The following is a 23,187-nucleotide window of genomic DNA, read 5'->3' as shown; positions in this document are numbered from 1 at the left end:
GAATTAAGATGTTAAAAAACTTGTCATTAGATAAATTCAAATGTATTTTTATATACATCAAGCTGTACCATGGAATTAATTTCCAATATTTTTTCGTTGTCATTTAAAAGAATGATAGTATCTGTGATTTTCTTTTGATCTTTAACCGCTATTTGTATAAGAAGTTGATATTCGCCTGAAATTAATGAAATATAGCGAATCCATTTAATTTCCTGTAAGTCCTTTACAACAGTTTCAATAGACTTAGGATGAACCTTAATTAAAATAATGGCTCCAGCCTTAATTCCAACAGTAAGTGGATCAACAATACCGACTACGTTCAATATTTCTTTTTCGATTAAGCTTTTGTAACGAAGCCTTACTGTCTTTTCTGTTACATTTAATTTGCAGGCAAGGTCTTTAAACGACATTCTCCCATCAACTGATAAATGTCGAATAATGCCACTGTCCAGTTCATCTAATTCATAATGCAATTAATCTCCCCCTTTCAGTACTTTTTTCTAAACGACTATCACAAAAGGATAATAATTTAATTTTCACTACCAATTTAAAATACTTTAAATATAGTTTATTATCTAAATAAGGAATTAGTTGCAATTATATAGAAATAGTTTTCAGAAATCAATTATAATTTTGTTAATTAGGAAGAAATTTTTTCGTTATGTATTAGTAATGCTCATGTTTCCGGAGTTTTGAAATGATAAGGACTATATACTTCACTTTCGAACAGGTACTTTTTATTAGAATAGTTTTTGGAAAGGAGGGTAAATTGTCGAAACTTTTATGTGCTTTATAAGTAGTTGAACGGTAAATAGGCTAGGTGCTTCTTTAGAATCAAAAAGTGATTCAACAAAGAGGAAGTATCGTGGGTACTAAAAATGAATGGATAATAGAATGACGATTATCTACTATATAATATAAGTAAGCCGTTTTCCAAAAAAATAAAAGGGACCCTACAAAACACTAAGTCTAATGTTTTGTAGGGTCTTTATCGTTAGATAACTTCTTAGTCTAAAATTGTTACTTTTACTTGTTGAACACCGTAATTAATGGCATCTTGTTTGGATGGAATAAATATATCAATTTTATTTCCTTTAATTGCTCCACCAGTGTCTCCTGCAATTGCTTCTCCATAGCCTTCTACATGAACTTTGCTGCCAAGTGGAATGACAGATGGGTCAACAGAGATTACCTTTGCATCTGGATTTTCCATTAAGTTAATTCCAGTAGATGTAATACCCGAACATCCATCACATGTAGCGGTGTATGCTGTAGCAGTTACAGTTATTTCCTTCTGACTTGTATTCGTTGTTGATGCTGCTTGTTGTTCTTTAGTTGAGTTTTCTTTTGGTTTTTCAGTAGCGGGTGCTACAGGTGCACTTTCTTTTTGCTTTTCTGTAGTTGCCGCTGGCGCTACAGGGGTGCTCTTAATTGTCTTTTTATCAGTTGTAACTGTGCTTGTAGTTTCTTTTGTTGTTCCTGTAACTGATTGTACTGGCTTTTCTCCAACAGCTGCTGCAACTGTTTTTGCACCTTCAAAGATTACTAGATTTAATCCAGGATGGATAAGATCACTATGTAATTGGTTCCATTCCTTTAATTGTGAAACCTTTACCTGATGTTGAATGGCGATGTCCCATAATGTGTCGCCTTTCTTAACCGTATATTGTTTTTCTGGTGCAATAAATAGTTCATCCCCAGGGTGAATGAGGTCAGTTGAAAGATGATTCAACATTTTAGTATTTTTAACGGATGTATTTTGTGCGCGTGATAGATCCCAAAGGGTATCTCCTTTTTGTACTGTAATCATTGAAGCATGTACATTAGCACTTACTGTTACTGAGAGTACAGTACCTGTTAAGATCGCTACCATTTTTTTTAGCATTTAATTACCCTCCATATTCTTTGGTTGCTAATTTTCAATAATCGTATCATAGAAAATCTGTAGAAAAAGAACAGGGAGGTAATAATTTGGTTTCAACTGTGGCAATTATATTGCAAGAATATTTCTTACATACTAATGGTTGAAATATATGGTTTTCTTAAATATGTAAGAGCATCTTCTGTTATTTCAGAATAGGAAATAAGTACCGGTTCATATTGCGTGTAGCAAAGTTTAACAATGATGCAACACTTAGTTTGCTATATCTAGATGTTTGTAAGCAGAATGAGTATATTGTTGTAAAAATGAACAAATTATCGGTTATTGTCTACTTGACAAGTTTATTAGAACAGTATAGAATCTGTTAAAGAACAAGTAATGATGCGATACGCAACATTTCTTGGGCGACCAATTTAGCTTTTAGATAAAACTTTAAAAAATGTGTTGCAATTTTACCTAAATATAGGACTAATATTCTAGTGGTTCCTGCCACTTATTTTTATCGTCCATATGTAAGCACTTGCAGTTCTTTCTTGGGGATGGATAGTAGATGCTAGTGGAATTGTACACAATATTATCGAAATCATTGTCCTTAAATAGAAAGTTTTATTTACAAGATCATCTATTGATTAGCTCAAGTGTAATAGTCTTATTTATACCGATGTAAATAAATGTAACCGTATACTTGTAAATAAGAAATTTAGTAAGCGGTAATAATCGGTATATTCTAACAGACCTTTACAAAAAATGAAAGCTGGTATCTCATCCATCCATTATTTCAATTCAAATAAAAAGCACATCTTCAAATTAAGGGGGAAGTAATAAAATGGAACCGTCAGGCATCCAAATGGTTTCCGGGCTAATACTCGGGGTAATCGTATTAATCTTACTTGTATTAAAAACAAAAATTCACGCATTTCTAGCGCTTATAATAGGAGCTTCAATCGCTGGACTTGTTGGAGGAATGGTTCCTGGTGATGTTGCTGGAGCTATCTCAGCAGGATTCGGGAGTACATTAGCTTCAGTAGGTATTGTAATTGGATTAGGTGTTATGATGGGTCGTATTCTTGAAATAACAGGTGCTGCCGAAACATTAGCCTATTCATTAATTAAATTTGTTGGTAAGAAAAAAGAAGAGTGGGCAATGGCAATAGCGGGTTATATTATTTCCATTCCGATTTTTGTTGACTCAGCTTTCGTTATTTTAAATCCATTAGTAAAGACACTTTCAAAGAAAACAGGTAAATCAGTTATAGCGATTGGTGTATCATTAGCGGTTGGACTTGTGCTTACACACTCCATTGTACCTCCAACTCCAGGTCCATTAGGTGTTGCAGGGATTTTCGGAGTAGACATTGGTCTAATGATCGCTTTAGGTCTTGGATTTGGTATACCTCTAATGATTGTAGGGGTTTTATATGCGAAATGGCTTGGTAAGAAGATTTATCAACTCCCAAGTGAAGAATCAGAATCTGGATATGTTAGACCTGAAACAGAAATGACTTACCCAGAGTTATTGGAAATTGTAAATGAAAGATCAAAAGAACTTCCGTCATTTGCAAGATCGTTTTTACCAATTTTAATTCCGATTATCCTTATTTTTATCAATACAACTTTATCAGCCTTAGAATTAACTGAAGGTATTTATGGAATTTTTAATTTCTTAGGTCAACCAATCATAGCAGTTGGACTTGGTTTAATCACAGCAATTTATGCATTAGCAGGTAAACTAAGTCGTAATACAACGCTTGAAGAAATGGAAAAAGGTATTCAAGATGCGGGTATTATCTTACTAGTAACAGGTGCAGGTGGAGCGTTAGGAAATGTATTGCGTACAAGTGGCACAGGAGATTACATTGCTCAACAAATAGCGGACTTACCGCTACCAGCAGTCCTAATTCCTTTCTTTGTAGCTAGTATGGTTCGTTTAGTCCAAGGTAGTGGAACAGTAGCGATGATAACTGCAGCATCTATTTCAGCGCCAATTTTGGCTCAATTAGATGTGAACATGGCACTTGCTGCTCAAGCTGCTGCATTAGGATCACTTATTTTCTCTTACTTTAACGATAGCTTCTTCTGGGTAGTTAACCGTATGCTAGGTATTAAAAATGTAAAAGAGCAAATCTTGGTTTGGTCAGTACCGACAACTCTTATGTGGTTCACAGGATTAATTCTTATCTTAATTGCTAATATGTTTATTTAAGTTCATAAAGTAAAGAACCGAAAAAGAGCTCAATTATAGGGCTCTTTTTCTTTACGATAGGCTCTTTTCTAAAAGATTGTTGCTTTCTGATAATAAAGGCAAAACTAGTTGATTGGAGCGTAAGGTGGCGACTCCTCGAAAATGTATTCACATTTTCTTCGTGCGTGGGTTATTTCAATGAAGCAAATTCAATGTCAGCGGGAAAAGCGTGAAGCGGAAGTCAACGATATAAAAACAACAAAGTTTGCAAAAAACAGCCTTACGATAAAAGCTAACGAGGAATTATATTGGGTTGCCCATGCAATTTATGCCATAAATGAAATCGCTTTAGTAGATTCTTTAACTTTGGTCAAAAATCGCTTATAATGAAAAGTGTTGCAAAATGCAAAGTTGTTTAGATTTAATACACTATAATCTATTAAGTATCACTTGTTTACTACTAAATTTATTATATAGGTGGAATACAGAATGCGAGAAAAGTATGAACGACTTAAGGAAATATTGAGTGAGATGGAAAATGTAGTGGTTGCTTTTTCTGGTGGAGTAGATAGTACATTTTTGCTAAAAGTAGCCATTGACGTTTTGGGAGCAGAGAAGGTTTTAGCGGTTACGGCTGATTCCGAAACATATCCATCCAGTGAATTAGAGGAAGCGAAGAGGCTTGCCAAAGAGATCGGTGCGACACATCAAGTGATTGAAACTTCTGAACTGAGCATTCCAGGTTATGCGGAAAATGATAGGAACCGTTGTTACTTTTGTAAGAATGGGTTATTCGAGGAAATCGTCCCAATCATGCGTGAAAAAGGATTTAAGAACGTTGTCTATGGTTTAATTGCAGATGATATGAGTGAACACCGTCCTGGAGTACGAGCGGCCAAAGAACATGGTGTACGTGGCCCACTTCAAGAAGCGAATCTTTTTAAGGAAGAAATACGTGAACTTTCAAAGCAATTAGATTTACCAACCTGGGAAAAGCCTTCGTTTGCATGTTTATCATCAAGAATTGCTTATGGTGAAAAAATAACACAGGAAAAGTTAACAAAAGTTGAAAGATCAGAGGAATACATTAAAGGGTTGGGTATTAAGCAAGTACGCGTTCGAACACATGAGGATATTGCTAGAATTGAGGTAGAGCCTCAAGACATGGAACGCATATTAGCCAATCATCAAGAAATTATCGAAAACCTACAGGTATTCGGTTATAAATATGTCACTCTTGACTTACAAGGGTACATAAGCGGAAGTATGAACAAGGTGTTAGCAAAAAGTAACGAATAATAAGATGGTTAAATCAAGCCAAAGGTGATGGAGAAATGATTAAGGCATTGGCAATTGTCCCTTACGAGGGATTATATGAAATAATGAAAGAAGTCACACAAGATGTTAATGATATTGAGTTCCAGATTGAACTAGGGAACTTGCATGAAGGAGTAGCCATTGCAAAAGAGGCTGAAAAAGACGGTTACCATGTCATTATAAGTCGTGGGGGGACAGCTTCCTTAATTCAGGAGGCTGTCTCAATACCGGTGATTGATATTCAAGTTTCTGGCTATGATGTATTGCGTATTTTAACGATGGTTAAAGGATTTTCGCGAAAAGCCGCGATTGTAGGCTTCTCCAATATTACACAGGGCGCCGGTACAATATGTAAACTCCTGGATTTTGATATTAAAACGTTAACGATTACAAAAGAAATAGAAGTAAAAGAAATGTTAACAAATCTAAAAAAGCAAGGTTATGAAGTGGTCATAGGTGATGTGGTTACGGTCCAAGTTGCTAAAGAGTTAGGTTTAACCGGGGTTCTAATTACGTCAGGCAAAGAGGCCATTATTGACGCATTAGAAGAAACAAGAAGAGCCTACCGTGTCTTTTCTCAATTACAACAGGATGTTTCTTTTTATAAAACCATTCTAAGTTGTAGCGAACAAGCAATAGGAGTTCTTAACAAAGATGAAGAGGTCATTTACAGCAATGAACGGTTCAATCAAGATTTTAATTGGGTAAAGGTAAAGAATTCAGATACAATAAGAAATTTAATACAAGAAATAGTTATTACTGGTCAAAAAATTTCAAAAACAATACACATAAATGACTCATTTTGGAAATTAACAGCTTGTCCAAACGAAAATCATATTGTTCTATTTATAGAAAATAATCTCCCTAATGAATCTGCTAACCAAGGAGAAGGGATGAACGTAAATGCAATCGAAATTCATACCCCAGATTCAACCTTTTCTCCTTTTTCAGGAAAGAGCGAACAGATTAAAAATGTCTTGAAGAAAATTGAGCAATACAGTAAAAAGGATGATACTGTTTGGATTTCAGGTGAAGAGGGGACTGGGAAATCAGTAGCAGCTCAATCGATTTATCAAAATAGAAGGTCACAAAGTGAACCATTTATTCTTTTAAATTGTGAACAATTAACTTCGGAACAACTTAAAGAAATCAATGAAGGCTTTTTTCTTACATTATCAGATGGTGTTGTTTTTTTAAGAAACATCCATAAATTAAACCCATATGTTCAAAAGGAACTCTATCAAGTTTATATTAATGGTAATGGTAAAAAGCTAAAATGGATCGTATCCTCCGATGAAAATATAGGTGAAAAGGTGAAAAGTGGTTCTTTCCATCAAGAGTTATATAATGCCTTGGCGCAACTATCAATCCATATACCACCAATCCGGGAACGTATGGAGGATATTGAGGATTTAGTTCATCTATTTATTACTGAATTACATCCGAAGTATGGAAATGGAGTCATAGGGATTCGTCAGGAAGCTATGGATGAGATTATAAAATACGATTGGCCGGGAAATATCGAACAACTTAAACAAGTAATCGAACAATTATTTCTACAATCACACTCTTACTATATTGAAAAAGAAGAAGTTGAGGCACTTTTGGAACGAATAGACCAAAAAGAGAAGAAAGATGACCTATTCGTACAGATTGATATAACTGGTACATTAGAAGATATAGAAAAACAAGTGATCAAAAAAGTACTAGAAGAAGAAGGGTTGAACCAATCGAAAGCAGCTAAGCGATTAGGGATTAACCGTTCCACATTATGGCGCAAGCTAAAATAAAGCTTGTGCCTTTCTTTTGTTTCAAATTGATGTAAAATGCAACATATTATAAAAATAAGAATAAATGTCATGAATTCTATTGCTAAATGCAACATATTGTTTTATGATAAGTGTAAGCGTTTTTAGGTATTTGTTTAAAAATACCGCATGAAAAAGATGCTGAGTAATAAAAAAGAGCAGTTTTACATGTAATGTGACACTTGTTTCGAAACAAATAAAAAAAGCTAAATTATACAAACTAAGTAGTAAAGGGGGCGGGATGTAGGTGAAACTAGCGGTAATCGCAGATGATTTAACGGGTGCAAACGACACGGGAGTTCAATTTGCAAAACAGGGTTTAAACACAACAGTGCTATTTTCATATACACAATTACAACCGTCACATCTTACTGAAGATGTCATTGTTTTAAATTCAGATAGTCGAGCAATAGAGGCTGGTAAGTCCTATGACATCGTTTATGATCTATCGGCACAATTGAAGCAATTAGGTGTTTCTAATGTTTTTAAGAAGATAGATTCAACGATGAGGGGAAACATTGGTCCGGAAATTGATGCAGTAATGGATGCTTTTCACTATAAGATTTCATTTGTAGTTCCAGCTTTTCCAAAAAGTAATCGCGCGACTATTAATGGAGAACATTTTGTAAACGGAGTTTTATTAGAGAAAGCTGAAATGGCGAAAGACCCTGCCAGCCCAGTAAATGAAAGTTATCTGCCAAAATTGGTACAGAAACAAAGTAAGAGAGATGTTGAGCTAATTACAATCTCTCATGTTAGAAAAGGAATCGACCACTTATCTAATCTAATGAAGGAATTATCCTTGAGTGATACTTCAAAAATCATCATTATCGATGCAACGACGGATGAGGAACTTGAAATTATCGTTAAAGCAGCACAAGCTTTAAAAGAGAAATATCTCTGGGTGGGATCCGCAGGAATTGCTTCACACATCTTCTTTGAAGAAACCCAGGAAGAGGTTATAAATACAACTAAGGTTTGTGACCGGGATCCTGTATTAGTGGTTGCGGGTAGTGTAAATTCTATTACTCAGCAACAAATTCAGGTCCTTAAAGAAAAAAATGATGTAGCAGAAATTGTTATTTCTCCTGAAGAATTCTTTTTTGAGGATAGGAGAAAACTTGAAATTGATCGTATTGTGAAAGAAAGTAAAGCATTGCTAGATAAAGGCGACTTAGTAGTAACGACGAACCGAGACCAGGAAGTAATAAGGAAAGTAAAGGATTTACAACGTGAACTTGGTTTATCAAACTTCGATGTTGGGAATACAATAGCCCATGCAATGGGAGAAATTGCTGGTCAATTAATCGAGAGTAAGAAAATTTGCGGTGCCGTTTTAACAGGTGGAGATATTGCAGGTGCTACATGTAAAGAGTTACAAGGTGAAGGGATTCGAGTCATTGGTGAAGTAGAGCCTGGTATACCGTATGGCAAACTCTTTGGAGGATTATATGATGGCATTCCACTTGTCACCAAAGCGGGTGCGTTTGGAACCGAACAAGCACTTTCTAAGGCTCTTCAAAAGGTAACTGAATTAAGTATACGTACTCAATGAGTACTAATATAGAAATTATAACTGACATTTTGCTTATTCAAATAAGAGATATTTACAGGAGGAATTATATATGACTAGCTATAAACCAAGTATCGCGATTACAATGGGAGACCCTTCTGGTGTCGGACCTGAAATTATCGTAAAATCTTTGAATGACAAAAATATTTACGATAACTGCAGTCCATTTGTTGTAGGTGACTTGAAAATTTTAAAAAGAGCTTTAAACGTAACAAATATCAATCTTGAATTAAATAGCATTACCAATCCAGAAGAAGCAAAGTCACAATATGGTACGATTGATATTATCGACCTTGATTTAGTTTCTGAAGATTTACCATGGGGACAAGTTTCGCCAGAAGCTGGAAATGCGGCTTTCCGTTATTTAGAAAGAGCTATTCAATACGCAAATGAAGGCAAAATTCAAGGGATTTGTACAGCACCTTTAAATAAAGAAGCACTTCATAAAGCAGGGCATATTTACCCGGGCCATACAGAGATTTTAGCAGAATTAACAAATACAAAGGATTTTGCTATGATGCTCTCTGCACCAGCGTTAAGAGTCATTCATGTAACAACACACATTGGACTTCTTGATGCAATTCATAAGATAAATGCTGAACGTCAATATACGGTTATCAAACTTGCACATGAAACATTACAAAAGGCAGGAATTGAATCTCCTCGAATCGCTGTTTGTGGAATTAACCCACATGCAGGTGAAAATGGACTATTTGGTCATGGTGAGGAAGAAGAAAAGATTGTTCCAGCTATTGAAAAAGCACAAGCAGAAGGAATAAATGTTCAAGGTCCACTTCCAGCCGATACATTATTCTTTAGAGCAAGACGTGGAGACTTTGATATTGTTGTTGCACAATATCACGATCAAGGTCATGGTCCAATTAAAGTGTTAGGTCTAGAGGCTGGAGTGAATATTACAGTAGGTCTTCCAACCATTCGTACAAGTGTTGACCACGGAACTGCTTTTGATATTGCTGGTAAAAATATTGCGGACGAGCAATCATTAAAAGAAGCGCTACGTATGGCAGTTGAATTAGCTCCAAAGAAAAAAGCGTAATATGAGAATACCAAGCAAGAGGTCAAAAACAGATCTCTTGCTGACTTTGTATACAAATCATTTTTTTCAACAAGTAGTATTTCTGTAAAGGAGACAAGGATGATGACTTTACCAAAAGTTGCAAAGATACGTCAGAAATTCCAAACGGAAAGTATAAATGATATCCCAGGAGCAATTGTTGAGCAATTTCTTCATGTACATGCGGATGAAAAAATTAAACCGGGTATGGAAATTGCGATTACCGTGGGAAGTAGAGGTATCGCCAATATTCCTTTAATCGTTAAAAGTGTAGCAGATGAAATTAAAAAAAGAGGGGCATCTCCATTTATCATTCCAGCAATGGGAAGTCACGGTGGAGCTACTGCGGAAGGACAAATTGAGGTTCTTGAGGGACTAGGTGTCACTGAGGAATCAACAGGATGTGAAATACGTTCATCCATGGATGTAGTTGAAGTGGGCAAAACTTCAGACGGAATCCCTGTTTACATTGATAAGAACGCGTATCAGGCAGATGGCATTATCGTTATGGGGCGAGTTAAGCCTCATACGGATTTTAAAAACAAAGTTGAGAGTGGCGTATTGAAAATGGCGTCAATTGGAATGGGAAAACATAAACAAGCCTTAGCTTTACATACACATGGTATTAAAGGAATTAGCGAAATGATGCCTGAGGTCGGCAAAGTGGCTATCGCTAATTCAAATACTTTATTTGGTATAGCTATTGTTGAAAACGCTCATGAAGAAACAGCTATCATCGAGGCTATCGAAAAAGATCGAGTAGAAGAGCGTGAAAGAGAATTATTGAAAGAGGCATTTGCATTGATGCCTAGCCTTCCAGTCGAAAATATGGATATTTTAGTCGTTGACGAGATTGGGAAAAACTATAGTGGGACTGGAATGGATACCAATATTATTGGGCGTATCCGGGTGCTTGGAGTTGAAGAACCACAAAAGCCGAGCATTAAATATGTCATTGCTTCAAATTTAAGTGAGGCGAGCCATGGAAATGCGTTGGGAATTGGCTTAGCTGACTTAACTACAAAGCGCTTATTTGAAAAAATTGATTATCAAGCAATGAATGAAAATGTAATTACAAGTACGTTTTTAGCTCGAGCAAGTATCCCCATTATTTTGGATAATGACCAAGAAGCTCTTAAAGCGGCACTCCGCGCGAATTGGGGTGTATCACCGGAAAAGGCTAGAATTGCAAGGATTCCAAATACACTTCATATCGGAGAATTATATGTATCCGAAGCTATTTTTAATGAATTAAAAGATAAAGAAAACATTGAAGTATTAGAGGACCTACATGAAATGAAGTTTGACGAAAAGGGTTATTTCTTACCTATGTAACAAGCCTTTTAGAAAACTTGGACTTTATATTGAAAAACAAACAGCTCCTACTAAAGGGGCTGTTTGTTTTTATCGATATATAACTTCTTTATTATGCTTTCGAACTTTAAATAGTTTACCACCAAGTTCATTCAACGCAATCGCTGCTAATATAATGGCTGTACCAACCCATTGAAGTGGTGTGACTGTTTCGGACAAAATAATACTAGCTGATAGGATGGCGATGGGTAATTCAATGGATGTTAAGATATTGGCAATACCGCCAGATACCAATGGTGCTCCCACCGCGAAAAATAATGGAGGAAAGACTGCACCAAATAAGGATACACCAACGGCTGTTGCTACTAAGTTCGTCTCTAAAGGAAAAACAGATGGAATATCGCGTATGAATATGATCAGGATTAAAATGGTTGACCCGGTTGCCATTAATGAAGTACGAGCCAACGGGTCTACATCTACAGCAACTTTTCCACTGAAAAAAATAAATCCTGCATACGTAAATGCAGATAAAATACCAAAGAGGAAACCTTTAAGAGGTAGCCCTTGGATGTCGCCATTTATTATATTGGAAGCAAAAAAGACGCCGATTAATATTAAAAGGATGGACAAAACAGTGATAGGAGCGGGTTTCACTTTGCTGAAAATCCATTCTAAAAGAATTCCAATCCAAATGAATTGAAACATTAAAATAATGGCCAATGAAGCAGGTAGATATTGCATTGCCCCATAATAAAAAATACTAGTTAATCCGGTAAAACATCCAGTTATCATGATTAAAGGAAGATTGTTCTTCGTAAGTCCTTTAAAGCTAGGTCGTTTAATTAGAGTGATAGACCATAATAAAAACGAGGAAATCAGCATTTGAACAATATTGATTTGGCCTAGCGAATAGCCGTAGCTAAACCCTAATTTCGCAAAAACGGGTGTAAAGCCATAACATCCAGCACCCAATAATACAAACAATATGCCCTTATTTACTTTCATTATGAAACCTCCATGAAGCTAAATACTATTAAACTATTGTATCATAAAAGGGGAAACTAGATGCCTAATGGAGGCTTCCATTATCTTGATAAAAAGATAGGGTTCGTTTGGTGAATTATAAAATGCGGGGAATAAATATGTCAATTTTATGACAAAACCATGATTCACCATGGATAAAGAAAAAACGATAGTAAAATAGGCTAGAAACAAGGTATATATTAAACTACCGTATGGGTAAGAGAGAAAGTTAGGGGAAAAATTGAGAACACATAATAGATTTTTTTTACTTTTTAGTATGTTACTTATGATTAGTTTAGCTGGTTGTGGTAAGGAAGATATTGTTACAAATGTGGGAAAACTAGACTTTGATCAGCCATTAAAACTTCCACCGCTTATTGAGCCTACAATAGAATCCGATGGTACAAAAAACTTTACATTGACTATGCAATCGGGAGAGACAGAATTGTTGCCAGGTAAGATTGCGGATACTTGGGGGATTAATGGTGCCTATTTAGGTCCAACGATTAGAGTTTCTCGTGGGGACAAGGTTTCTTTTAATGTTGTAAATAGTTTGAACGAGCCATCAACTCTACACTGGCATGGAATGAGATTGCCAGCCAAAATGGACGGAGGTCCACACCAAATGGTTGATGCTGGGGAAACTTGGACTCCCCATTGGACGATTGATCAACCATCTGCTACCACGTGGTACCATCCTCACTTACATGGGAAGACAGCCCAGCATGTATATAAAGGACTTGCAGGCATGTTCATCATCGATGATGAGGATTCAAAAAAACTCCCTTCGGAATATGGAGTAGATGATATTCCACTCATTATCCAAGATAAGTTGTTTACGAATGAGGGACAATTAACTGAGGACGAAGAGGGAGTATTTGGCACCCTTGGTGATGAAATACTTGTGAATGGAACGTATGACCCCTATCTTGAAGTTAAAACGAGTCAGGTTCGTTTTCGATTGCTCAATGGTTCGAATGCAAGAGCCTATAATTTTGGCTTTAGCGATGGGAGAGCTTTCAAACTTGTAGGGAACGATGCTGGCCTCTTAGAAGAGCCAGTGACCCTGGAGCGATTTATGTTAAGTCCTGGTGAACGTGCAGAAATCGTTGTAGAATTTGAGCCGGGTGAGGAGACGGTTCTCCATAGTTTTAGTGGGAATACTGGTTTAGATAATGGTGAATTTGATTTGGTAAAGATAGTAGCAGCCTCTGAAATAGAAGAGTCAGCTCCAGTTACGGGGCAACTTTCAAGCGTACCACCAATAGAGGCACCAAAAGATGCTAGAGTTCGTCAGTTCAAACTTACAATGGAGAATAAGATTAATGACAAGTTAATGGATATGTATCGTATTGACGAGGTTGTTCCAGCAGGAGCAACAGAAATATGGGAGATCAACAACTTTGGATGGTCGCATAATTTTCATATTCATAATGCTGCATTTCGAGTCCTAGACATCAATGATAAGCCACCTTCAGAGTATGAGCGAGGAAGAAAAGATACTGTTTTTATCCCTAATGGTTCAAAGGTGAGAATTGTTGTGGAATTTGGTAAACACGCTGACCCTAATTTCCCGTTCATGTATCACTGCCATTTATTGCGACATGAAGATGACGGCATGATGGGGCAATTCTTATTAGTCGAACCCGGTACTGAATCGGAGGTGCCAACAACGCTTCCTAATAATGGTACGAGTGGAGAACATCAGGGTCATCATTAAAGATATAGAAAAACATAATTGTTTTTTAAGGATATAATCAAGATAAGTAATTTCAAATAATAAACCTTAATAGGAGGAAAAAATGAGTAATTTGCCTAATTGTCCAAAATGTAATTCAGAGTATACGTATGAGGATGGAGCGTTACTAGTATGCCCAGAATGTGCTTATGAATGGCCATTGAATCAAGAAGAGGATAACAATGAAGGTGAAAGAGTCATCAAAGATGCAAACGGGAATGTATTGGTGGATGGAGATACTGTTACCGTTATTAAAGATTTGAAGGTAAAAGGGAGCTCTTCTGTACTAAAACAGGGGACAAAAGTAAAAAACATTCGCTTAGTCGAAGGAGACCATGATATTGATTGCAAAATTGATGGATTTGGTGCGATGAAATTAAAGTCAGAATTTGTTAAGAAGATATAAAGTAAAAAAGTCGCTATTAACCAGTTAGGTTAATAGCGACTTTTACTATTGAAAAGGATTACTGGTGAACAAGGGTCTTTTGACCAGAATCATCAGTAGTTGTATCCCAATTGTTTCGGATTAGGTAGTCAAATGCACTTAATGATGCAGTTGCACCTGAGCCCATTGAAATGATGATTTGCTTATAAGGGCTGTTTGTACAGTCACCAGCAGCAAAGACACCAGGGATATTTGTTGCACCGTGGTTATCAACAACAATCTCACCCATTCGGTTACGTTCGATTGTGTCACCAAGCCAATCAGTGTTTGGTACAAGACCAATTTGAACAAATACACCTTGTAATTCAATATGCTTTTCTTCACCAGATTCACGGTCAACATAAGTAAGACCATTTACTTTGTCAGTGCCCGTAATTTCTTTAGTTTGTGCGTTCTTGATAACCGTTACGTTTGGAAGACTGAAAAGACGATCTTGAAGCACGGTGTCGGCTTTGAGTTCAGAATTAAATTCAACAACTGTTACATGCTTAACAATACCAGCAAGATCAATTGCAGCTTCAACTCCAGAGTTACCGCCACCAATAACGGCTACGTCTTTGCCGGCAAATAATGGACCATCACAATGTGGACAGTATGCTACACCTTTGTTTTTGAACTCAGCTTCCCCTGGTACATTAACATTACGCCAACGAGCACCAGTTGAAAGAATAACGGTTTTACTTTTTAAAACAGCACCGTTTTCCAATTCAATCTCAACTAAGTCTTTCTTTTCAATGCGTTTCGCACGCTGTAGGTTCATTATATCAACATTATATTCTTTTACATGTTCTTCGAGACTTGCTGCAAGCTTAGGGCCTTCTGTGTACTTAACACTAATAAAGTTCTCAATGCCAAGTGTATCCATAATTTGTCCGCCAAAGCGTTCAGCAACAATACCTGTGCGAATACCTTTACGCGCTGCATATACAGCTGCACTGCTACCTGCTGGCCCGCCACCAATAACAAGAACATCAAACGGATCTTTATTAGCAAATTCTGATGCATCAGGTGCGCTTCCAACTTTTGAAAGAATTTCTTCTAATGACATACGTCCATTACCAAATACTTCTCCATTGAGGAAAGCAGTTGGAACAGCCATGATATCCTTACTTTCAACTTCTTCTTTAAAGGCAGCACCATCAATCATTGTATGTGTGATGCCAGGGTTGAGAACACTCATCACGTTAAGAGCTTGTACAACATCAGGGCAGTTGTGGCAACTTAAGCTTACGTAAGTTTCAAAGTGGTATTCACCTTTAATTGCTTTTATTTGGTCAATTAGCTTCTGATCAACCTTCGGAGCTCTTCCGCTTACTTGTAAAAGAGCCAACACAAATGAAGTAAATTCATGTCCAAGAGGGATTCCAGCGAATGTTATACCAGAATCCTCGCCGATACGATTGATGCTAAAGCTAGGTGTTCTTTTTAACTGAACATACTCAACCTTAATTTTAGAAGACATCTCTGCCAACTCATCAACAAGAGCCTGCATATCTTTTGAGACATTATCAGATCCCACGCTTACTTTGAGTAGGACGTCACTTTCTAAAAGTTGAAGATATTGAGCTAATTGTTGCTTTATATCAGCATCTAGTATCATTTAAAGCACTCCTTAGATTTTTCCTACTAGGTCTAGGCTTGGCTTAAGTGTTGCTTCTCCTTCTTTCCACTTAGCAGGGCAAACCTCACCAGGGTTGTTACGTACATATTGTGCAGCTTTAATTTTATTAATAAGTGTGCTTGCATCACGGCCAATACCGTCTGCATTGATTTCAACAGCTTGGATTACACCATCTGGATCAATGATGAAAGTACCACGGTCAGCTTGTCCAAGTTCTTCAACTAATACATCAAATTGACGAGAAAGTACGTGAGCAGGGTCACCGATCATTGTATAAGTAATTTTACCAATTGCTTCAGAAGAATCATGCCATGCTTTGTGAGTGAAATGAGAATCTCTAGAAGCAGAGAATACTTCAACACCAAGATCTTGTAATGCTGGGTATTGCTCTTGTAAGTCTTCTAATTCAGTAGGACATACGAAAGTGAAGTCAGCAGGGTAGAAGCAAACAATACTCCAATGACCTTTTAAATCTTCCTCTGTAACCTCGATGAAATCACCATTTCTATAAGCTTGTAATGTGAATGGTTCTACTTGTTTTCCAATAAGTGACATAATAAATTCCTCCAATTAATTATATTTAATATAGATTATTAGCATTATTGACTAATAAATCTATAATTAATACTTGTTTATAATAATTATTATATAGATGTTATTATTTATGTCAATTAAAATGCTATGAAAATTATATTCAAATATCAATTATTAGATTTTGTATTAGAAGGTACCTTTATAAATGGTAATTCTTGATTAATGCTGACTTCCATTGACACAAATGTAAATTTGATTCATAATATTCCTAATCTATAATTCAAAAGCAATTTACGAACTATTTTAATAATAAGAAGTGATGAAAGGGAACTAGTAAGTAGTCCTCAGGTAAAAGAGAGTAAAATCCATGGGCTGAAAGATTTTATAACCTGCAATGCTATTGAACCTGTCCTTTGAACTGTTAGGAAAACCTAACCGTTGCCTGCGTTAAAGGTTTTGAGTGGATACTAGAGCGTTTCTTAGTATCAATAAAGGTGGTACCACGAAAGACATGGTCTTTTCGTCCTTTTTTATAGGGATGGAAGGGCCTTTTTTTATAGAATTTAATGGGTGGTGAATGAAATGAAGAAGAAGCGAATTGTTGTCAAAATAGGGAGCAGTTCTTTAACCAATCAAAATGGCGGACTTAGTAACGATAAGCTTAAAGAACATGTGGATGCGATAGCTCGTTTAAAGGAACTTGGGCATGAAGTCATTCTCATTTCATCTGGGGCTGTTGCAGCTGGATTTATGGACCTTGGCTATTCTTCCCGCCCTAAAACTGTCGCTGGCAAGCAAGCAGCTGCAGCGGTGGGCCAAGGACTTCTTCTAAGAGGATATACGGAAGAATTTAAAAAGCATGGCATTGTTGCCGCTCAATTACTGTTAACAAGGCAAAATTTTTTATACAAGGATCAATACAACAATGCTAATGCTACTCTATCAGAACTTCTAAAACGAAATGTTGTACCGATTATTAATGAGAATGATTCCGTATCATTAGAAGAATTAAACTTTGGAGATAATGACATGTTATCGGCATTAGTAAGCGGCCTTGTACATGCTAACTTTTTGATTATCATAACAGATGTCAATGGAATCTATGATCAAAATCCACAAACACATCCAAATGCAAAGAGGTACAATTTCCTCAATGAGATTAATGACGAATTAGTAAGGGGAGCTTCTGGTTCGGGGTCAAAGGTAGGCACTGGAGGAATGAAGTCAAAAATTGAGGCAGCAAAGACAGCTGTCAGTTTAGGAGTAAAAGTGTTTATTGGATCTGGTTCTGGAGATGAAAAATTTGTCGATATTCTTGCAGGAAAAGGGGATGGAACGTATATTGGAGACTCCTCAAGACCTAGTATGAATACGTCAAAGCAGTGGCTAGCCTTACACTCAATTCCAAGCGGGAAAATTGAAGTCGATCAGGGTGCTGCAGCGGCCATATTAAGGCATGGAAAAAGCCTTCTACCTGCAGGTGTCACTAATATTATCGGTAATTTTAGCATCAATGATGTTGTTGAGGTTGTAAATCTTAAGGGAGATACAATCGGAAAAGGAAAGGTAAACTTTTCTTCTGACCAATTAGTAGAGATTAAAGGGTTATCAAGCACTAAGGCAATGGTTAAGGTAAACAGTGATCAACGTGTTGTCATTCATAGAGATAATTGGGTAAGTCAAAAAGAGAGGAGAGTTACGTATGAGTGAGTTAATTCAAAAAGGGAAAAAGGCAAAAATAGCAGCATCACTTTTAGCAAAGGCAACCACAGAACAAAAGAACAAGGCTCTTTCGACAATTTCTGAGCAACTTATCAAAGAACAAACGTTTATTTTGGAAGAAAACAACAAGGATTTACAAGCAGGAAAAGAAAATGGAATGAGTGATTCTTTACTTGATCGCTTAAAGTTAAATGAACAGCGGATTCAAGATATGGCAGATGCCCTTGTTCAATTAACGAAACTAGAGGACCCAATTGGACAATTAATAGAAGAATGGGAGCGTCCAAACGGACTTAAAATTGCACAAGTTCGAGTTCCTCTAGGGGTAATCGGAATGATATATGAGGCAAGACCAAATGTAACCGTTGATGCATCAAGTTTATGTTTAAAAACGGGAAATGCAGTACTCCTTCGTGGTAGCTCTACAGCAATCCATTCAAATAAAGCCCTTGTGAAGGTTATTCAACATGCACTTGAGTTAAGTAATCTACCAGTTGATGGTGTTCAACTAGTAGAGGATACAAGCCGAGAAACAGCATCAGAAATGTTCAAGCTAAATGAGTATCTAGATGTGTTGATTCCGCGTGGTGGTGCGAAATTAATTCAGACAGTTGTACAAAATTCGACAGTTCCTGTATTAGAAACAGGAGCAGGAAATTGTCATGTATATATTGATGAAACAGCTGATCCAAACATGGCGATTGAGATTGCGATTAATGCGAAAACACAGCGTCCATCGGTATGTAATGCAATTGAGAATGTTCTTGTCCAAAAGGATTGGGCATCAGAACATTTACAAGAGTTAATAACAGCCTTACAGGAAAAAGATGTTCAAATACATGGAGATGAAAAGGTCCAAAAAGCAGGGAAGGAAATCATTCCTGCAAGCTTGGAAGACTGGGGTACTGAATTTTTAGGGCTAGAAATAGCCTTGAAAGTGGTTGAGGGCGTAGAAGAGGCCATTACCCATATTAATCAATATGGAACAAAGCATTCCGAAGCCATTATCTCTTCAACCGTTGAAAATGTAGAGAAATTTTTTACAGAAGTGGATGCAGCGGCTGTTTACCATAATGCATCAACCAGATTCACAGATGGATTTGAATTTGGATTTGGTGCAGAAATTGGAATTAGTACTCAAAAACTACATGCACGTGGACCGATGGGGCTACAGGCCTTAACCTCCACAAAATATACAATTCGAGGAAATGGGCAAATCAAGTAAAATTGAATACGAAATATAAGGGATGTTTCCAACAAACTTGGGAACATCCTTTATTATTTTTTGTTGTTTACAAAAATGTTTACACGTACACAAAAAGTAAACAAGGTGTATACAAACCCGTTTACATGTTTACAAATCTGTATACATCCCGAAATTACAACGTGTGTACGAGTTTGTGTTCGTTGTTTACAGAAATGTATACAAAAACCGACATGTTTACAGAGTGTTTACAGGTTTACAGTTTTGTTTCTTTTTGCTGAGAGTCATTGTGGAATCTAGTATTCTCTTATACTCTTTTATTAAGTGAATAAGTTCAACAGACCTACATAGCAACAAATCTAACTAAATTGAAAAGGGATGATGTTTGAATGACTATGTCCAGAATTGCAGCAGTTGATGTTGGAAATGATTCTATTAAGGCAATCTTCGGAGAACTAGAGTATGAATTAAATATTCCTAATATTATTGCAAGAGACACCGAGGACCGTCCGGTAATTGGTATAGAAGAATTAAATAGTAAGGATCCGTTGGAAGGAATTCATATTAAGGTTCACTCCCCTGCCCTAAAAGAGAATAATGTCATTTATCGTGTAGGGCACTTGGCAACCAAGAGTAACAGTGCATCAGAATTAGACCCGGGGAGCAGCAAATCAGAAGAGGATCAGACATTGATTATGCTTTTTGCTACATTGGCATTGGATGCAGTACGTGAGGGAAACACAACTTCCTTTCCAAGGTCAAAAAATGTAATTGATGCAAATTACACATTAGGAACAGGATTGCCACTTCGAGAAGTAAAAGAAGGAAAAGATGCTGGATATCGATCAAAGTTAACAGGATCAGTTCATCAAGTCGAATTTCTTGTAACACCGAGATATCAGGGATTAAAGGTCAACATTAAATTCAATGAAGTGAAAATCTATCCAGAAGGTTTTGCGGCTTATATTAATCTTGTAATGGATAATAATTTGAAAGTAATCAATAAGGATCTAATTGATAAGCAGATTTTAATTCAAGATATTGGTGGTCTTTCCACGGATATTGCGGTGATTCGTAACCGAACTGTTGATGATGATAAGGCCCAAGGCTTTAATCTCGGGGTATCCGAATCATTGGAAGCCATTAGAGAAGAAATTCGCTCTAAGCACGGAATAGAGTTAGATAGCCGCCGAGATGTAGTAGATATAATTACGAGAAAAAATAACCGAAATCATATTATGGTAAAAGGAAGTCGGACAAGCGTTCATGATATTACAGATCGAATCTTGCTTGAATTGGCGAAAAAGCAATATCGATTACTACGCAATGTTTGGCTGAAAAACTCTCAAACGGAAATCTGCTATTTCGTCGGTGGTGGATCAAATGTGCTTAAAGATTATATTAAAACATTAAATAACAACCTTGATGGTTATAATATTGAATTCTTTGAAGATGAAAAAGAGAGCATTTGGATGATGGCAAATGCCTATTATAAGCTTATTACTGACTTTATAAGAAAAAATGAGAAGCAAAAGGTACCACAAGAGCCAGTGAAGAAATAAGAATTTAAAAAATAAGGGTTCAAAAATGAGGACAAAAAGGACCAAGAAGTTCAAGGCGGTGCAGCTTTGAGTACCGGAGCGAGGCAACTGCTTGAGTTAGCCTCCATGCAGCCTTGCGCTGAGGAATTGACTTCGAGAATAAGCTAGTAGACGCAAGCGCATAACCAAGTGATTCACGATGTACTTGGTGCAGTGCGCAGAAATTCGAAGTGTCATTTTTATCCGACTTTTTTGAACATCTTCAAAAAAATAAGATAAGGTGATCCTATGAAAACAACCTCACCTGAGGTAAAGAGGGGCCAAGCGATTTCGTTTCGAGTACCATCTGATACACCTGATCATTTATTAAAGCATCTACAAAAACTGAAGGAAACAGAGCGAAGGAATTTTTCTAGTAAAATAGCTGAGTTTGTCATGCAGGGAGTCGGCCAGACTTATTCAAGGGAGCGGGAAGTCATCACCGTTCCACTCCCTCATAAATTAAGTAAATCACAGCGAAATTGGCTTAAGCATGAGCATTCTGAAGCATTACTAGGAAGTATTATTTACCACCTTTTATCTGACCCAGTTCGTGCGACTGCACTACTAGCTTCGTTAAACAGCAAATCAGTAGATTTAGATGAAGCCTTATATCTTCAAGAGGAATTGTCTGTGGAGCAACATAAGGCTAAGCCAATCACCGAGGAAGGTCATGTACATTCGGTTGACGAAGTCGCTGTAGCTAAGGATGCGACCAACCTTGAGGATGACTTAGATAATTTTAACTGGGAAGCTGCCAAGCAAGATGAACCAAAAGAAGAAGATAATGATGCAGAGAACGCTGATTTAGACAGTCTTTTGGGGGATTTTCTTTCTGCGATGAATAAGTAAAATGAAGGGACAGTACTTGTTACATTATGGTGACGTGGTACTGTCCCTTTTAAATGAAAGAAGAGAAATGTATGATAGTAGAAAGAAAACCATAGGATGAGGATGGAGATCATGGAAACGGAATTGAATATACAAGTAAATTCAAAACTCGCTAATAAGTACAAAGGGGGTTATCCGCTTATTACAAAGCAAGTGATGAATAATACAAGCCATTTAGAAGAGGGAGCCCAAATTAACCTTGTTGACGAAAGACATTCATTTATTGGGAGGGGCTATTATGGCAAGCAAAATAAAGGATATGGCTGGATCCTAACGAGGAACATGGATGAAAAGATTGATCAGTCCTTTTTTGAAAGAAAGATGAAAGCTGCCTTAGACAAAAGAAAGTCATTTTTTAATGACAAGGAAACGAATGCCTTCCGTGTATTTAATGGAGAAGGAGACGGAATTGGGGGCTTCACCATTGATTATTTTGATGGGTATTATTTAATTAATTGGTACAGTAAAGGCATCTATACATATTTCAATCATGTGTTAACCTCACTTAAAAATCTAGTCCAGTATAAAGCAATTTATCAGAAAAAACGATTTCGTGAAGACGGGAAGTTTATTGAAGAAGATGGGTTTGTTGAAGGTGAACGTGGCCAATTTCCGATTATTGTTAAAGAAAATGGGGTTAATTTTGCCGTTTATTTTAATGAAGAAGCCATGGTCGGGGTGTTTCTCGATCAGCGGGATGTAAGAAGAACAATTCGCGATAAGTATGCAAATGGGAAGACTGTATTAAATACCTTTTCATATACAGGGGCCTTTTCTGTGTTTGCAGCAATGGGTGGAGCTGCAAAGACAACGAGTGTGGATTTAGCGAATCGTAGTCTGCCAAAAACGATTGAGCAGTTTAGTGTAAACGGAATTGATTATGAGGCCCATGACATTATTGTTGAAGACGTTTTTCATTATTTTAAGTACGCAGGTAAAAAGAACTTAAAATTTGACGTGGTAATTCTTGATCCGCCTAGTTTTGCAAGGTCGAAGAAAATGACATTTAGTGCTGAAAAGGACTATAAAAATCTATTGAAGGAAGCAATTGTAATTACAGAAAATAATGGAATAATTGTTGCTTCAACAAATAGTGCATCCTTTGATATGAAAAAATTTAAGAGCTTTATTGATGCGGCGTTTAAGGAAAGTAATTGCAAATACAAAATTAAAGAGGAATTCACATTACCTTCAGACTTTCAAACAATTTCGCAATTTAAGGAAGGTAACTATCTAAAAGTAGTATTTATCAAAAAGCTAAATGGCTAGGAAGATGGA

The 23,187-nt window shown here is 36.7% G+C and carries 19 protein-coding genes and 1 other annotated feature; of the genes, 14 read left to right on the top strand and 5 right to left on the bottom strand.

Going from position 1 to position 23,187, the window contains the following annotated elements:
* Nucleotides 1-26: 26 nt before the first annotated feature.
* Together NST91_RS25560 and NST91_RS25555 are read right to left on the bottom strand one after the other, a co-directional pair.
* Nucleotides 27-473: an Lrp/AsnC family transcriptional regulator gene (locus NST91_RS25560; RefSeq protein ID WP_341333403.1), complete on the bottom strand. Its 447-nt coding sequence runs from the start codon at nt 471-473 to the stop codon at nt 27-29.
* A 533-nt stretch (nt 474-1,006) separates the two neighbouring features.
* Nucleotides 1,007-1,885 carry a LysM peptidoglycan-binding domain-containing protein gene (locus NST91_RS25555; protein WP_341333402.1) on the bottom strand — a complete coding sequence of 293 codons (879 nt, stop codon included), beginning with the start codon at nt 1,883-1,885 and terminating at the stop codon, nt 1,007-1,009.
* An 823-nt stretch (nt 1,886-2,708) separates the two neighbouring features.
* Between NST91_RS25555 and NST91_RS25550 the strand changes: the two genes are divergently transcribed.
* The 7 genes from NST91_RS25550 (at nt 2,709) to NST91_RS25520 (ending at nt 11,172) form a co-directional block, all read left to right on the top strand.
* A complete protein-coding gene (locus NST91_RS25550) occupies nt 2,709-4,085 on the top strand; it encodes a GntP family permease (RefSeq protein WP_341333401.1) in 1,377 nt (458 codons plus the stop codon).
* Nucleotides 4,086-4,226: 141 nt separating this feature from the next.
* The gene (locus NST91_RS25545; protein WP_341333400.1) at nt 4,227-4,451 is read left to right on the top strand and encodes a hypothetical protein; all 225 of its coding nucleotides are present in this window, start codon (nt 4,227-4,229) and stop codon (nt 4,449-4,451) included.
* A 102-nt stretch (nt 4,452-4,553) separates the two neighbouring features.
* Entirely contained in the window at nt 4,554-5,363 is an 810-nt protein-coding gene (larE, locus tag NST91_RS25540; RefSeq protein ID WP_341333399.1) for an ATP-dependent sacrificial sulfur transferase LarE, read from the top strand.
* Between the two features lie 35 nt (nt 5,364-5,398).
* The gene (locus NST91_RS25535) at nt 5,399-7,171 is read left to right on the top strand and encodes a sigma-54-dependent Fis family transcriptional regulator (protein ID WP_341333398.1); all 1,773 of its coding nucleotides are present in this window, start codon (nt 5,399-5,401) and stop codon (nt 7,169-7,171) included.
* Nucleotides 7,172-7,436: 265 nt separating this feature from the next.
* On the top strand, nt 7,437-8,744 hold the full coding sequence (locus tag NST91_RS25530; protein ID WP_341333397.1) for a four-carbon acid sugar kinase family protein: 1,308 nt from the start codon (nt 7,437-7,439) through the stop codon (nt 8,742-8,744).
* Nucleotides 8,745-8,814: 70 nt separating this feature from the next.
* A complete protein-coding gene (pdxA, locus tag NST91_RS25525) occupies nt 8,815-9,819 on the top strand; it encodes a 4-hydroxythreonine-4-phosphate dehydrogenase PdxA (RefSeq protein ID WP_341333396.1) in 1,005 nt (334 codons plus the stop codon).
* 102 nt (nt 9,820-9,921) lie between these two features.
* The gene (locus NST91_RS25520) at nt 9,922-11,172 is read left to right on the top strand and encodes a nickel pincer cofactor-dependent isomerase, group 22 (protein WP_341333395.1); all 1,251 of its coding nucleotides are present in this window, start codon (nt 9,922-9,924) and stop codon (nt 11,170-11,172) included.
* A 69-nt stretch (nt 11,173-11,241) separates the two neighbouring features.
* On the opposite strand, the gene NST91_RS25515 is transcribed toward NST91_RS25520, so the two are convergent.
* Nucleotides 11,242-12,156: an EamA family transporter gene (locus NST91_RS25515; RefSeq protein WP_341333394.1), complete on the bottom strand. Its 915-nt coding sequence runs from the start codon at nt 12,154-12,156 to the stop codon at nt 11,242-11,244.
* A 259-nt stretch (nt 12,157-12,415) separates the two neighbouring features.
* Here NST91_RS25515 and NST91_RS25510 point away from each other — a divergent pair, with 259 nt between their 5' ends.
* Both NST91_RS25510 and NST91_RS25505 read left to right on the top strand, forming a co-directional pair.
* Entirely contained in the window at nt 12,416-13,894 is a 1,479-nt protein-coding gene (locus NST91_RS25510) for a multicopper oxidase family protein (RefSeq protein ID WP_341333393.1), read from the top strand.
* 82 nt (nt 13,895-13,976) lie between these two features.
* Nucleotides 13,977-14,318, top strand: coding sequence for a zinc ribbon domain-containing protein YjdM (locus NST91_RS25505; protein WP_341333392.1), 342 nt, complete (start codon nt 13,977-13,979; stop codon nt 14,316-14,318).
* A 58-nt stretch (nt 14,319-14,376) separates the two neighbouring features.
* Here NST91_RS25505 and ahpF read toward each other — a convergent pair whose 3' ends face one another.
* Together ahpF and ahpC are read right to left on the bottom strand one after the other, a co-directional pair.
* A complete protein-coding gene (gene ahpF, locus NST91_RS25500) occupies nt 14,377-15,957 on the bottom strand; it encodes an alkyl hydroperoxide reductase subunit F (RefSeq protein WP_341333391.1) in 1,581 nt (526 codons plus the stop codon).
* A gap of 12 nt (nt 15,958-15,969) precedes the next feature.
* Nucleotides 15,970-16,533, bottom strand: a complete 564-nt coding sequence (gene ahpC, locus NST91_RS25495) for an alkyl hydroperoxide reductase subunit C (RefSeq protein ID WP_099351424.1) — start codon at nt 16,531-16,533, stop codon at nt 15,970-15,972.
* A 289-nt stretch (nt 16,534-16,822) separates the two neighbouring features.
* Nucleotides 16,823-17,043, top strand: a binding site (T-box leader).
* Between the two features lie 51 nt (nt 17,044-17,094).
* Between ahpC and proB the strand changes: the two genes are divergently transcribed.
* From proB to NST91_RS25470, 5 genes are all read left to right on the top strand, one after another.
* Nucleotides 17,095-18,222 carry a glutamate 5-kinase gene (gene proB / locus NST91_RS25490; protein ID WP_341333390.1) on the top strand — a complete coding sequence of 376 codons (1,128 nt, stop codon included), beginning with the start codon at nt 17,095-17,097 and terminating at the stop codon, nt 18,220-18,222.
* Nucleotides 18,215-19,459, top strand: coding sequence for a glutamate-5-semialdehyde dehydrogenase (locus NST91_RS25485; RefSeq protein ID WP_341333389.1), 1,245 nt, complete (start codon nt 18,215-18,217; stop codon nt 19,457-19,459). Before proB ends, NST91_RS25485 begins: the two co-directional genes overlap by 8 nt.
* 368 nt (nt 19,460-19,827) lie before the next feature.
* Nucleotides 19,828-21,000, top strand: a complete 1,173-nt coding sequence (locus tag NST91_RS25480) for an Alp7A family actin-like protein (protein WP_341333388.1) — start codon at nt 19,828-19,830, stop codon at nt 20,998-21,000.
* A gap of 267 nt (nt 21,001-21,267) precedes the next feature.
* The gene (locus NST91_RS25475; RefSeq protein WP_341333387.1) at nt 21,268-21,870 is read left to right on the top strand and encodes a hypothetical protein; all 603 of its coding nucleotides are present in this window, start codon (nt 21,268-21,270) and stop codon (nt 21,868-21,870) included.
* Between the two features lie 111 nt (nt 21,871-21,981).
* The gene (locus NST91_RS25470; protein WP_341333386.1) at nt 21,982-23,178 is read left to right on the top strand and encodes a class I SAM-dependent rRNA methyltransferase; all 1,197 of its coding nucleotides are present in this window, start codon (nt 21,982-21,984) and stop codon (nt 23,176-23,178) included.
* Nucleotides 23,179-23,187: the final 9 nt, after the last annotated feature.

Source organism: Ferdinandcohnia sp. FSL W7-1320 (assembly GCF_038050315.1).
In the GTDB taxonomy this organism is placed as follows: Bacteria; Bacillota; Bacilli; order Bacillales; family Bacillaceae_L; genus Ferdinandcohnia; species Ferdinandcohnia aciditolerans.
The sequence above is the reverse complement of the archived record's forward strand: the minus strand, read 5'-3'. Positions and strand labels throughout refer to the sequence as shown.

Coding starts and splice junctions, on each gene's coding strand:
- NST91_RS25470 (WP_341333386.1), top strand. CDS start 21,982: ATGGAAACGGAATTGAATATACAAGTAAATTCAAAACTCGCTAATAAG.
- NST91_RS25475 (WP_341333387.1), top strand. CDS start 21,268: ATGAAAACAACCTCACCTGAGGTAAAGAGGGGCCAAGCGATTTCGTTT.
- NST91_RS25545 (WP_341333400.1), top strand. CDS start 4,227: ATGTATTCACATTTTCTTCGTGCGTGGGTTATTTCAATGAAGCAAATT.
- NST91_RS25480 (WP_341333388.1), top strand. CDS start 19,828: ATGACTATGTCCAGAATTGCAGCAGTTGATGTTGGAAATGATTCTATT.
- proB (WP_341333390.1), top strand. CDS start 17,095: ATGAAGAAGAAGCGAATTGTTGTCAAAATAGGGAGCAGTTCTTTAACC.
- NST91_RS25505 (WP_341333392.1), top strand. CDS start 13,977: ATGAGTAATTTGCCTAATTGTCCAAAATGTAATTCAGAGTATACGTAT.
- NST91_RS25515 (WP_341333394.1), bottom strand. CDS start 12,156: ATGAAAGTAAATAAGGGCATATTGTTTGTATTATTGGGTGCTGGATGT.
- NST91_RS25550 (WP_341333401.1), top strand. CDS start 2,709: ATGGAACCGTCAGGCATCCAAATGGTTTCCGGGCTAATACTCGGGGTA.
- larE (WP_341333399.1), top strand. CDS start 4,554: ATGCGAGAAAAGTATGAACGACTTAAGGAAATATTGAGTGAGATGGAA.
- pdxA (WP_341333396.1), top strand. CDS start 8,815: ATGACTAGCTATAAACCAAGTATCGCGATTACAATGGGAGACCCTTCT.
- NST91_RS25535 (WP_341333398.1), top strand. CDS start 5,399: ATGATTAAGGCATTGGCAATTGTCCCTTACGAGGGATTATATGAAATA.
- ahpC (WP_099351424.1), bottom strand. CDS start 16,533: ATGTCACTTATTGGAAAACAAGTAGAACCATTCACATTACAAGCTTAT.
- NST91_RS25485 (WP_341333389.1), top strand. CDS start 18,215: ATGAGTGAGTTAATTCAAAAAGGGAAAAAGGCAAAAATAGCAGCATCA.
- ahpF (WP_341333391.1), bottom strand. CDS start 15,957: ATGATACTAGATGCTGATATAAAGCAACAATTAGCTCAATATCTTCAA.
- NST91_RS25555 (WP_341333402.1), bottom strand. CDS start 1,885: ATGCTAAAAAAAATGGTAGCGATCTTAACAGGTACTGTACTCTCAGTA.
- NST91_RS25520 (WP_341333395.1), top strand. CDS start 9,922: ATGACTTTACCAAAAGTTGCAAAGATACGTCAGAAATTCCAAACGGAA.